This window comes from Novosphingobium sp. APW14 (assembly GCF_032337075.1).
Lineage (GTDB): Bacteria > Pseudomonadota > Alphaproteobacteria > Sphingomonadales > Sphingomonadaceae > Novosphingobium.
On sequence record NZ_JAVYAB010000003.1, the window covers coordinates 1 to 12,322 of the forward strand.

Sequence of the window (12,322 nt, forward strand, 5' to 3'; positions counted from 1 at the left end):
TCACGGCCAGCGACATCCAAAAAGTGCGCAACGAAAGGCCGGACAAAAGACCGCACTCGATCACGCGTTCAAAAGTTCAGAAAATCCTTGCAAACCGAGCGGCATCCACAAAAGAAGGTTCGATGCCGGTCGACTACGCTCCGCCACGCAATCAGTCAGCGCGTAAGTTTGGTTGGTTTGCTGCTGCGGCCATGCTGCAGGTCGGTGCCTATCCATCTCCTAGCGGGCTTAGTCCATCCGGCGCGGTGGAGCGCAGTGCGCGCAGCAACTGTGCCGTTCCTGCTTTGCTATGCAAGCCTTGCAAAAGGCCGATAGTCCGTTTGCGGGAGAAGCCATCGATCTCGACCATGGCAATGCCCCTCCCGCCCAACGAGCGCGGTGCAACAGTAACGCCAATCCCGGCCCGCACTGCGGCCATGACCCGATCGTCATTGGCAGACCGCATGGCAAAGCGCGGCCGCACGCCGTGCTCGGTAAAGAAGCGACTGGTGTCGGCCAGAATCTCGCACGATCGGCGTGCCATCATGGTTTCGCCGGCAACATCTTCAGGCGCAATCCGGGCCTTGTCGGCCAGCACATGAGACTTGGGCAGGGCAAGGCAGTAATCTTCTTCATACAGCGCGCAATCGTCATCCGCGCGGACGAGCGTGAGCGCTACGTCGATGGAGCCATTGCCGATCGCAGCGAGAAGTTCGCGTTCCCCACCTTCGACCAATTCCAGGGGCTCCTCGCCACGATACTGGTTGATTATGGCCTCAAGCCAAGCCGTTGAAAGAGAATCAAGTACGCCGACTTTCAAGGGTCTAATGGGGACAGGGAGGTTCCCCACCCGGCTCTCTGCCTCGTGAAAATCGCGCTCAATCGAGCGGGCAAGCGGTAACAGTTCGTTGCCAGCGGTGGTCAGCCTGATCCGTCGCCGTTCGCGAATGAACAGCCGCGTTCCGAGCTGGCGCTCCAGTTCCGCAATCCCGCTTGAGAGGGAGGGCTGCGTGATGTTCAGCGCATTTGCGGCGCGGGTGAAGCTTCCGGTGTCGACCACAGACAGGAACTGGCGGAGCTGAATTCGGCTTAGCATAGGTTTATTCTATACTTCTGTCAGACAATTTCCAGTTTTTCCATTCAAATGGGATGGGGTAGGCTGCGGTTAAACGTTGGAGAGTTTGCCATGCGCGCCACCCCTGATTTCGATTTTGCCCTGCCTGAAAGCGCGGAAATGATTCGTGCGGTCACGGCCCGCTTCGCCGACGAACAGATCGCGCCGCTGGCCGCGAAGGCTGATGCGGAGGACTGGTTCCCGCGCGCAGAGCTGTGGCCGGCGATGGGCGAACTTGGCCTGCACGGGATCACGGTGGAAGAGGAATGGGGCGGCCTGGGCCTGGGCTATCTTGAACATGTGATCGCAGTAGAGGAAGTCAGCCGCGCTTCGGCCTCGATCGGTCTGTCCTATGGCGCGCACTCCAATCTTTGCGTCAACCAGATCCGTCGCTGGGGCAATGACGAGCAGAAGGCGAAGTATCTGCCGGGGCTGATCTCGGGCGAACATGTCGGGTCGCTGGCCATGTCCGAGGCCGGGGCGGGATCGGACGTCGTCTCGATGAAGCTCAAGGCCGATTCTGTGCAAGGCGGCTATGTGCTGAACGGCACCAAGTTCTGGATCACCAACGCCACCTATGCCGATACGCTGGTGGTCTATGCCAAGACCGCGCCGGAAGCCGCAAGCCGCGGGATCACTGCCTTCCTGATCGAGAAGGGCGATGAAGGTTTCTCGATCGGTCAGAAGATCGACAAAATGGGGATGCGCGGCAGCCCCACGGCCGAGCTGGTGTTCAACGATTGCTTCATTCCCGAGGACCGGATCATGGGCCCGCTGCATGGCGGGGTGGGCGTGCTGATGAGCGGGCTGGATTACGAGCGCGTCGTCCTGGCCGGCCTGCAGCTGGGCATCATGCAGGCCTGTCTCGACACGGTCATCCCCTACCTGCGTGAACGCAAACAGTTCGGCAAGCCGATCGGCGCCTTCCAGCTGATGCAGGCCAAGGTGGCGGACATGTACGTCGCGCTGCAATCGGCCCGCGCCTATACCTATGCCGTGGCGAAGAGCTGCGATGCCGGGCAGACGACGCGCTTCGACGCGGCGGGTGCCATCCTGCTGGCCAGCGAGAACGCCTTCAAGGTGGCGGGCGAAGCTGTCCAGGCGCTGGGCGGGGCCGGCTATACCAAGGACTGGCCGGTTGAACGGTACCTGCGCGATGCCAAGCTGCTCGATATCGGTGCCGGTACGAATGAGATCCGCCGGATGCTGATCGGCCGCGAACTGATCGGGGCCGCCTGATGAGCGCCCCGGTCCTCGGAACCGCTTTGACCCTCGACGATCCGCAGGCCCGGGCTCGCGTCGCGCATAACCGCGCGCTGGCCGCCGATCTGCGCGCCAAAGTGGCCGAGGCCGCGATGGGCGGGGATGAAAAAAGCCGTGAGCGTCATACCGGCCGCGGCAAGCTGCTGCCTCGCGAACGCGTGGAGCGGCTGCTCGATCCGGGCTCGCCCTTGCTTGAAATCGGGCAGCTCGCGGCGAATGGCGTTTATGGAGAGGACATTCCCGGCGCCGGGATCATCACCGCGATCGGGCGCGTTTCGGGCCGGATGTGCATGATCGTGGCCAATGATGCGACGGTGAAGGGCGGCACTTATTATCCGCTGACGGTCAAGAAACACCTCCGCGCGCAGGAAATAGCCGAGGCCAATCACTTGCCCTGCATCTACCTGGTCGACAGCGGCGGGGCCAATCTGCCGCACCAGGCCGAGGTCTTTCCCGATCGCGATCACTTCGGGCGGATTTTCTTCAACCAGGCGAACATGAGCGCCAAGGGCATCCCCCAGATCGCCTGCGTGATGGGCAGCTGCACCGCTGGTGGGGCCTATGTCCCGGCGATGAGCGACGAAACGGTGATCGTCCGCAATCAAGGCACGATCTTCCTCGCTGGTCCGCCGCTGGTGAAAGCCGCGACCGGTGAGGAGATCAGCGCCGAGGATCTGGGCGGGGGCGATCTCCATGCCCGCAAGAGCGGTGTGGTCGATCACCTGGCCGAGAATGACGAACATGCGCTGACCATCGTGCGCGATATCGTCTCCCACCTCGGTCCGCGTCATGATCACGGCCTGCCGCTGAAGGAGCCGCGTGCGCCGATCTACGATGCCGAAGAGCTCTATGCGGTCGTGCCGGACGATGTCCGTGCGCCCTACGATGTCCACGAAGTCATCGCCCGGCTGGTCGATGGCAGCGAGTTCCACGAGTTCAAGGCGCATTACGGCAGCACGCTGGTCTGCGGCTTTGCCCACATCTGGGGCATGCCGGTGGCGATCCTGGCCAACAACGGCGTGCTGTTTTCCGAAAGCGCCATGAAGGGCGCGCACTTCATCGAACTGGCCTGCCAGCGCAAGATCCCGCTGCTGTTCCTGCAGAACATCTCGGGCTTCATGGTTGGCGGCAAGTACGAGGCGGAAGGGATCGCCAAGCACGGCGCCAAGCTGGTTACCGCTGTCGCAACTGCTAACGTCCCCAAGCTCACCGTGGTGATCGGCGGCAGCTTTGGCGCGGGCAATTACGGCATGTGCGGCCGCGCCTATTCGCCGCGCTTCCTGTTCACCTGGCCCAATGCCCGCATCTCGGTGATGGGCGGCGAACAGGCCGCATCGGTCCTCGCCACGGTTCACCGCGATGCCGCAAAATGGACGCCGGAGGAGACCGAGGCCTTCAAGAACCCGATCCGCCAGAAATATGAGGACGAGGGCAATCCCTATTACGCCACCGCCCGGCTGTGGGATGACGGGGTGATTGATCCCGCCCAGACTCGCGACGTGCTGGGCCTGGCCCTGGCTGCCAGCCTTGAAGCGCCGATCCCCGACCGCCCGGCCTTCGGCGTGTTCCGGATGTGATGGAGGACCATGTGATCAAGAGCCTCCTCATCGCCAACCGTGGCGAGATCGCTTGCCGGGTCATCCGTACCGCGCGCCAGATGGGCGTTCGCACCGTGGCGGTCTATTCGGATGCCGATGCCAATGCCCGCCACGTCCGCCTTGCGGATGAGGCAGTGCATATCGGCCCCAGCCCGGCGCGTGAAAGCTATCTGGTGGGCGAGAAGATCATCGCCGCGGCCAAGGCGACCGGGGCCGAAGCGATCCATCCCGGCTATGGCTTCCTCTCCGAAAACGCCGCCTTTGCGCAGGCAGTGATTGATGCAGGACTGATCTGGGTTGGCCCCAAGCCCGCCAGCATTGATGCGATGGGTCTGAAAGACGCGGCCAAAAAGCTGATGCAGGCGGCTGGCGTGCCAACCACGCCGGGCTATCTGGGTGAGAACCAGGATCCGGCTTTCCTGGCTGAACGCGCCGCCGAGATTGGCTATCCGGTACTGATCAAGGCAGTGGCCGGCGGTGGCGGAAAGGGGATGCGGCTGGTCGAAGCACCGGCTGACTTCGCTGACGCACTCGCCTCGTGCCAGCGAGAGGCTGCGGCCAGCTTCGGCAATGCCCACGTGCTGATCGAGAAGTACATCCTCTCACCCCGCCACATCGAGGTTCAGGTATTTGGCGATAGCCACGGCAACGTAGTCCACCTGTTCGAGCGCGATTGCTCGCTCCAGCGCCGCCATCAGAAGGTGATTGAAGAAGCCCCCGCGCCGGGCATGGACGAGGCTACCCGTCAGGCCGTTTGCGCTTCCGCCGTGCGCGCGGCCAAGGCGGTGAACTATGAAGGCGCCGGGACGATCGAGTTCATCGCCGATGGATCGGGCAAGCTTTCTGCCGACCGGATCTGGTTCATGGAAATGAACACTCGCCTGCAAGTGGAGCACCCGGTAACCGAGGAAATCACCGGGGTTGACCTGGTCGAATGGCAGCTGCGCGTGGCCAGTGGCGAGCCGCTGCCGCTGCGCCAGGAAGAGCTTGCGATCAACGGCTGGGCGATGGAAGCCCGCCTCTATGCTGAAGATCCAGCCAAGGGCTTTCTGCCAGCGATCGGCCCGTTGGAGCACTTGCGCTTTGGCGATGACCTGCGGGTCGATACCGGGGTTGAAGAAGGCGGCGAGGTCTCCCCCTTCTACGATCCGATGATTGCCAAGCTGGTCGCGCATGGGGCCTCGCGCGAAGTGGCGATCGAGCGCCTTCTTGCCGGGGTGGACGAGACCGAGGTCTGGCCCGTGCGCACCAATGCCGGGTTCCTGGGCCTGCTGCTGGAGCACCCTGACTTCCAGTCTGGTATGGTCGATACCGGGCTGATTGGCCGCGATCTGGATAAGCTGGTCCATGCCCCCGAGCCGGACGTGGAAGAGCTGGCCGAAGTCGCTGCGCTGCTGGCTGCTAGCCCGGACATTGGCCCCTGGTCGGGCGCGTTCGGGTTCCGTGCCAATGCTGCCCCGCGGGCAGAAGCGCGCTTGCGTGATGACAGCGGCACCGTCCACGTGGTCGCGCTGGAAGAGATTGCTGCGGATGAGCCCGCCCGCGAAGTGCTGACCTTCGATGCCGGTTTTGCCCGCCGCTATGCCCTTGCGCGCGCCGAGGGCGGCGCCGGCCAGTCTACCCATGACGGCGAAATCCTCTCTCCCATGCCGGGCAAGGTGATCGCCGTGGAAGTGAGCCAGAGCCAGACGGTGACCAAGGGTCAAAAGCTGCTCACGCTGGAGGCCATGAAGATGGAGCACAGCCTGACCGCTCCGTTCGATGGCGTGGTGGCAGAACTGCGGGCGGCACCGGGCGCGCAGGTGCAGGTCGAAGCGCTGCTCGTCAGGATTGAGGCCAAGGATCATTAGCAAGCCGAGCACCCGATGGCGGGGCTGGATTGCTTCGGCCTGGTCGGCCATAGCGGGAACACGAAGTACCGAACGGGTCGGGGAGGCCAATTCTAATGCAGCGCAAACTTGCCGGGCGGCGTGTAAATCCCATTGGGCTTGGCTGCATGTCGCTATCTTGGGCCTATGGTGTTCCGCCCGCCGAAGACTATGCCCTGGCGCTGCTCAACCGCGCCATTGATCTTGGTTATGATCATCTCGACACGGCCAACATCTATGGCCTGGGGCATAACGAAACCCTGATTGGCAAGGCGCTGAAGGGCCGCCGCCAGGAATTCTTCCTCGCCACTAAAATGGGGATCGTGGTCGAAGGTCCCGGCCGCGGGATAGACTGCTCGCCAGAAAGCATTCGCCGTAGCATCGATGCCTCGCTCCAGCGGCTGCAGACTGACCATGTTGATCTTTACTACATGCACCGCTTCGATCCGAAGGTGCCAATTGCCGACATGATGGGGGCAATGGCCGAGCTGATGGCAGCCGGAAAGATCGGCGCGGTGGGCGTTTCGGAATGGTCCGCCGCCCAAATCCGAGAAGCCCATGCGATCCATCCCATCGCGGCTGTGCAGACCGAATACTCGCTATGGACGCGCAACCCGGAAATTGCCGTGCTCGATACCTGCCGCGAACTGGGCATCGCCTTCGTTGCCTTTTCGCCAGTCGCGCGCGGGGTTCTTGCCAACGGCGTCCGTGACGTCGCAGCGCTGGCAGAGAAGGACCTGCGCCGGACGATGCCGCGCTTCGATGCAAGCAACTGGCCACGCAATGCGGCGCTGGTCGATCGCTTCAATGCGCTGGCGGCCAGTCACGGCGTGACCCCGGCGCAGCTGAGCCTTGCCTGGGTCCTGTCACGCGGGGAGCACGTCGTGGCTATTCCGGGAACCGCCAATGTTGAACATCTGGCCGAGAATTTTGCGCAGCAGGACTGGTCCTTGCCGGAAGACCTGGCAACAGAACTGGATCGGTTGATCAACCAGCACACGGTTGCCGGGGCGCGCTATAGTGCATCCGCCCAAAGCACTGTCTTTACAGAAGAATTTTCCTGACGCCGGGCGGATTCAAGCTTCCAGCGGCTCGGTGGCCAAGCCCAGATCGGGGATCGAAACCGAACGGCGTCCGCTGAAGTCGGTCCGCACGACGATCAGGCCGGTCTTTTCGTAATGGTCCAGCAAGCGTCGAATGCGGCCGGGTGAGCTGGTGCCATAGATGACGGCCAATTCGTCATCGTCGGGGCAGGGGCGGCTATCCTGTGCAGCGCGAGCAATCGCCAGGAACGGGGCCAGCAGATCGTCGGGCAATACTCTTCCGGCGTGAAGGATCGCCTGCGCTTCGGGACTGTCCGGATCGTCAATTCCGGCCACCGCGATGGCGAACCGACGTTGGAAGCCCGCCATGTCGACCTGCCCGGCCGTCAGGCGCTGCATCCGGCAACGGACGGTGAAATCCTGATAGAGCTTCGCCGTCGGCTGATAGGTGCACCCTTCTTCCGCCGCCATTTCGCGCAGGATGGCATTGATTGCAGCATCGACTTCGGCTGCCGACTTGCCTGGCGCGGCAGCGACATCCGCGGCCGGTACGGGAAGCTCTGGCGCGATCTGTTCAATCAGTTCGTCAATTGCCGGGCGTACCGGCTCCGGTTCCGGCACGCGGACCAGTGTCTCATCCAGGTGCAGCCCGGCGTGGAGCAGGGCATGGAGATCGTCTGGAGAGGCGGCAGGCGGCGGGGCCAGTTTCTGGACCAGTGATTTTGGTCCGGTCCGCACCGAACCGATCTGCACCGAAATTGGCCGCCGGCTGATCGCCGGGCCGAGGCCCAGGAACTGCCCGCGGCCCAGATCGCGGATTTGCTCGGCCTGCCGCCGCTCCATGCCAAGCAGGTCAGCCGCGCGGGTCATGTCGATATCGAGGAAGGTCCGCCCCATAAGGAAATTGGATGCCTCGGCGGCGACATTCTTCGCCAGCTTGGCCAGGCGCTGGGTGGCGACCACGCCTGCCAGGCCGCGCTTGCGACCGCGGCACATCAGGTTGGTCATTGCTCCCAGGCTTAGCCGGCGCGCCTCGTCACTGACTTCGCCGGCAATGGCGGGGGCAAAGACCTGCGCCTCGTCCACCACCACCAGTGCCGGATACCACTGCTCGCGCGGGGCATCGAACAGCGCGGAGAGGAACAGCGCGGCGCAGCGCATCTGCGCCTCAACCTCCAGCCCATCGAGCGCGAGGACAACCGAGGCGCGGTGCTCGCGGATGCGGGCGGCCAGCCGGGTCAACTCTTGCGTCGAATAGGCGGCACCATCGACGACAATGTGCGGGAACAGCTCTGCCAGCGAGACGAAATCGCCCTCTGGATCGATCACGATCTGCTGCACGATCCCGGCGCTCTCTTCCAGAATTCGGCGCAGCAGGTGCGATTTGCCCGAACCGCTGTTACCTTGCACCAACAGCCGGGTGGCCAGCAGCTCCTCGATATCGAGGTTGATGGCCTGGCCGTGCTGGTCGGTACCGATCTGGATAGGGGCGCTCACCTGGCGGGCCTAGAGGTCGCGATAGATTCGGGCCAACTTGCCCGCCGGTGTTTTCCAGAGATTTAGGTCAGGCGGCGCCTCTGTTAGCCAATTCGCCGCAAGTTGGCGCGGCGCATGAAGCCGACGAGCGGGACGGTTAGGATCGTCATCCACATCATGAGGTAGAAATTGTCGAGATAGGCGATCATCGCCGCCTGGCGGTTCACCTCCACATCGACCATCCGCAAGGCAGCCTCACCAACATCCTGGAAACGGTCGAGCGTTGAAAAATCCACGATCTGCATGAACGAAGGCGTGACATGCACGGCCAGGTCCGAATGGCTGACTTGCAGGTTGCGGGCCAGCATGGCGGTGACGATCGAGATCCCGATCGATGACCCGATCGAACGGGACAAGTTCAGCAGGCTTGACCCGTCAGTGCGCAGGTGCGGGGCGATAGTGGCAAATGCGCTGGCGTTCATCGGCATGAAAACCAGGCCCATGCCAATCCCCTGGATAAAGCCGGACCAGGCGATGTGGTTGTAATCGGTTTGGAGCGACCAACGCGACATTTCCCACAGCGATAGGGCCGCGATCGAGAAGCCCAGTGCGATCATTGTGCGCGGGTCGACGCCCCTGCGCATGAGGTATCCGGAAAGCTGCATGGTAATGAGCGTGCCGATCCCGCGTGGCATAAGCGCCTCACCGGTATCGATCACGCCATAGCCGAACAGCCGCTGCAACATTGGCGGGAGCAGCGCCATCGTGGCGAACATAACCACCCCTATCGCCGCGCTCAATGCAATCGCCGAGACATAGTTTGGATCGTTGAACAGCTTGCGATCAAACAACGGTTCCCGGGACGTCGTCAGGTGGATCAGCGTCATCCAAGCGGCGGAGATGCCCAGAAAGGCATAAATCCACGTTTCAAGCGAGGCGAACCAGTCGATGTGGTTGCCGCGATCAAGGAGCAGCTGGATCGAGGTCAGCGTAACTGCCAGCAATGCGAATCCGGTAATGTCAAAACGGCGGTTCAGGATGGCACGCGACGGCAGCTGCGTGATCAGGATGGCGAGTGACAGGATGCCCACTGGCACGTTGACGTAGAAGACCGACCGCCAGTTCCAGTTTTCAGTCAGCCACCCGCCCAGGATCGGACCCATGATTGGCCCGATCATGATGCCCATGCCCCAAACCGCCATCATCTGTGACTGGCGCGAAGGCTTGTTGGTGTCGATCATCGCCGTCTGACTGAGGGGCGAGATGAAGGCACCGGTGGCGCCCTGCAAAGCCCGGAAGATGACCATCTCGGTAATGTTTTGTGCCATGCCGCAAAGCATCGAAGAGAGCACGAACCCGGCCACCGAAAGGATGAACAGTCGCCGTGAGCCGAACCGGTCGGCCAGCCAGCCAGTAATCGGCATGCAGATCGCAACGGCGACAATATAGCTGGTCAGGACCCAGCTGATCTCATCCGGTGTGGCCCCCAGCGTTGCCTGCATGTGCGGGATCGCGACATTGGCAATCGTTGAATCAAGAATTTGCAGCAGTGATGCCAGCATGACCCCCACCGCTAGGAGGTAGGGGTTCTCGACCGGGAGTGTGGCGACATCCTCGCCCGCGGCCAAAACTGAGCCGTTGCTTGCCGCCCCGGCCATGAGTTCAGTGCTTGCTGCTGTCGGTGAAGACCTTTGTCTTCACCGACAGGCCAGCGATCAATTGACGTGGGCTGGCCTGGTCCAGTGCGATCCGGACCGGAACGCGCTGCGTCACCTTTACCCAGTTGCCGCTGGCATTCTGGGCCGGAAGCACCGAAAACTCACTCCCCGTGCCGGCGCCAATTGCTGCGACGTGCCCCTTCAGGACCAGCCCCGGATAAGCATCGACACGGATCTCGGCGCGTTGGCCGATACGCATGTCATTCAGGTCGGTTTCCTTGAAATTGGCTTCAATGTAATAGGAGCCATCAGCAACCAGCGTTAACGCAGGCAGGCCCATAACCATGTCCTGGCCCACCTGTAACCGATCAGCCTGGCCAATGACCCCGGCGGCAGGTGCGCGCACTTCGGTGCGGCGCAGGTTAAGCTGGGCCGTGCGTCGTTGCGCCGATGCGGCGGCCAATTGCGGGTATACGCCAGGCATTGCGCTGCCGGTAGCCAGCTTGGCGGCAGCTTCCGATTGTTTCGCCTGGGCCAGCCGCAATTGCTCTTCGGCCACGGCCAGCTGGTGTTGCGCTGCCTCGAGAGCGGCCTTGGTGGTAAAGCCGTCGCGCGCCAAGGCTTCCTGACGGGTCAGGTTGGACCGGGCAAAGGCGATGTTCTGCCGTGCCGCCGAAATATCGGCACCGGATAGCGCGCTCGAACTTGCCGCGGAAATCTGGCTAACTTCCGCTGCAGCAACTGCTGCATCTGCTTGTGCGATTTGCAGTTCGAACGCTTCCGGGTCGATCCGAAACAGCAGATCGCCAGCGTTAACGTGTTGGTTCTCCTTGACCAGCACTTCCACAATCTTGCCGCTGACTTCCGAACTCACCGATATTTTGTCGACATGGATATAGGCGTTGTCGGTTGAAACCTGGCCTTGCAGGCTTTGCCAGTAAAGCAGCCCGCCAATCAGCAAGGCAGCCGGCACCGACAGCATGACCAAAAGCCGTCGCCAGTTGCGCCGCGGGGGCGAAGCGTCGTGTTTTGCTTCAGCAGGCACTTCGATGTGGGGGTCTTGTTCAGCCATTGACGGTCACTTCGGTTGCGCGCGCGCTGGTGAGATTGCCTCGAATAGTCTCAAGTAGGCCGGCGAGGGTGTCGCGCTGGGCCTGATCCAGACTGAACAGCATCTCTTCCTCAAGTCCGTTCAGGCATTGGTGCACCTGGCCAATGATCTCCTGACCGGAATCGGTCAGATAGACCCGCCAGGCGCGCCGGTCGGCCGGGTCAGGGCGCCGTTCGACGCGGCCGGATTCTTCCATCCGGTCCAGCATCCGGGCGAGTGAAATGGGCTCTACTTCCAGCCGCTCGGCATAGAACGCCTGGTTCTCACCCTCGCTGTGCGAAAGGATCAGCAGCAGGCGCGCCTGCGGGCTGGTCATGCCCAGCTGCCGCACCCGGCTGTCAAAGGCCTTGCGCAGCAGGCGCGCGGTGTCGCTCAGCAGATAGGTCGTCGGGATCATGGAGACCCCGATATAATATACAGGCTTATTACGTCAATGGCTGGTATTGCTGTTGGGGGCATCGCTAAGACGCGCCGCCATCACCACAGTCCGCAGGTTTAATCCGGTGACCGGGGGCGGTTGGCCTGGGCTGCAATTGCTTCGATGCTTTTGACCAGCGTGGCGCGGAAACCCTTTGAAAAGTCTACCCGGTTCTGCGGGGTCGGAAAAATGTAACCGCCGTTAATCCGCGCCAAAAATCCACGAGCGACAAGGCGCTCCAGTTTCCTTCGGGTCGTTTCCCGGCTCAGCCCAAGGGAGGTGTGCACGAACTTGAGATTGACCGAAAGCCGATACTCGTCAGGCAGGACCCGGTCTTCAAAACCGAACTTTGATGCCAGGTATGTGTCTTCGCGGATTGGCCGGGTGCTCTCGGCAAAGACCAAACCCAGGATGGCCATGTCCTCGATCGAGATGCCATACTTCCGGGCCGCATAGCCAATCAGGTCTGTAGAATACTTGGCAAAATGCGACGCGACGAGTCTGCTCGCTTTGGTAGAATCGGCTTCGCTCATGCGTTTCCTGCAGGTCGGCAGTTGTTTCGCGGTGCTGTTGCACGGCCCTCACTGCGCTTGTGAACGACCATATCTAGCATTCAACGACGCATTGAGGATGCTAAGCGCTCATTCTGGGCAAAATTTATCGCTGATTTCCAAGCGCCTGCGTGAAAACAGTAACATACCAGCTAAGTTTCGGCGTGAAGCTTGGTGTTATCCTCTATTTAGGATTGCCGAGAAGTGCCGTCTGATGTCAGGAATGCTAACGTTTCATACAAT

Annotated in this window: 10 protein-coding genes; 4 read left to right on the plus strand and 6 right to left on the minus strand. The window is 62.0% G+C overall.

Annotated elements, in window-relative coordinates:
• Positions 1 to 208 precede the first annotated feature (208 nt).
• Positions 209 to 1,075, minus strand: a complete 867-nt coding sequence (locus RQP55_RS04555; protein ID WP_315609009.1) for a LysR family transcriptional regulator — start codon at positions 1,073 to 1,075, stop codon at positions 209 to 211.
• Positions 1,076 to 1,165: 90 nt separating this feature from the next.
• On the opposite strand from RQP55_RS04555, the gene RQP55_RS04560 reads away from it, so the two are divergent.
• The 4 genes from RQP55_RS04560 to RQP55_RS04575 all read left to right on the plus strand — a co-directional run bounded on the left by RQP55_RS04560 (position 1,166) and on the right by RQP55_RS04575 (position 6,886).
• Positions 1,166 to 2,332 carry an isovaleryl-CoA dehydrogenase gene (locus tag RQP55_RS04560; protein ID WP_315609010.1) on the plus strand — a complete coding sequence of 389 codons (1,167 nt, stop codon included), beginning with the start codon at positions 1,166 to 1,168 and terminating at the stop codon, positions 2,330 to 2,332.
• A complete protein-coding gene (locus RQP55_RS04565; RefSeq protein WP_315609011.1) occupies positions 2,332 to 3,933 on the plus strand; it encodes a carboxyl transferase domain-containing protein in 1,602 nt (533 codons plus the stop codon). Before RQP55_RS04560 ends, RQP55_RS04565 begins: the two co-directional genes overlap by 1 nt.
• Positions 3,934 to 3,944: 11 nt before the next feature.
• On the plus strand, positions 3,945 to 5,804 hold the full coding sequence (locus tag RQP55_RS04570; protein ID WP_315609012.1) for an acetyl/propionyl/methylcrotonyl-CoA carboxylase subunit alpha: 1,860 nt from the start codon (positions 3,945 to 3,947) through the stop codon (positions 5,802 to 5,804).
• A 95-nt stretch (positions 5,805 to 5,899) separates the two neighbouring features.
• Positions 5,900 to 6,886, plus strand: a complete 987-nt coding sequence (locus RQP55_RS04575; protein WP_315609013.1) for an aldo/keto reductase — start codon at positions 5,900 to 5,902, stop codon at positions 6,884 to 6,886.
• Positions 6,887 to 6,898: 12 nt separating this feature from the next.
• On the opposite strand, the gene RQP55_RS04580 is transcribed toward RQP55_RS04575, so the two are convergent.
• The 5 genes from RQP55_RS04580 to RQP55_RS04600 form a co-directional block, all read right to left on the minus strand.
• Positions 6,899 to 8,362 (minus strand): ATP-binding protein, encoded by a 1,464-nt coding sequence (locus RQP55_RS04580; RefSeq protein ID WP_315609014.1) that lies wholly within the window; start codon positions 8,360 to 8,362, stop codon positions 6,899 to 6,901.
• Positions 8,363 to 8,445: 83 nt separating this feature from the next.
• Positions 8,446 to 9,999: a DHA2 family efflux MFS transporter permease subunit gene (locus RQP55_RS04585; protein WP_315609015.1), complete on the minus strand. Its 1,554-nt coding sequence runs from the start codon at positions 9,997 to 9,999 to the stop codon at positions 8,446 to 8,448.
• A 4-nt stretch (positions 10,000 to 10,003) separates the two neighbouring features.
• Positions 10,004 to 11,071, minus strand: a complete 1,068-nt coding sequence (locus RQP55_RS04590; protein WP_315609016.1) for an HlyD family secretion protein — start codon at positions 11,069 to 11,071, stop codon at positions 10,004 to 10,006.
• Positions 11,064 to 11,507 (minus strand): MarR family transcriptional regulator, encoded by a 444-nt coding sequence (locus RQP55_RS04595; protein ID WP_315609017.1) that lies wholly within the window; start codon positions 11,505 to 11,507, stop codon positions 11,064 to 11,066. The genes RQP55_RS04590 and RQP55_RS04595 overlap by 8 nt, the downstream gene beginning before the upstream one ends.
• Before the next feature lie 98 nt (positions 11,508 to 11,605).
• A complete protein-coding gene (locus RQP55_RS04600; protein ID WP_315609018.1) occupies positions 11,606 to 12,061 on the minus strand; it encodes a hypothetical protein in 456 nt (151 codons plus the stop codon).
• Positions 12,062 to 12,322 lie beyond the last annotated feature (261 nt).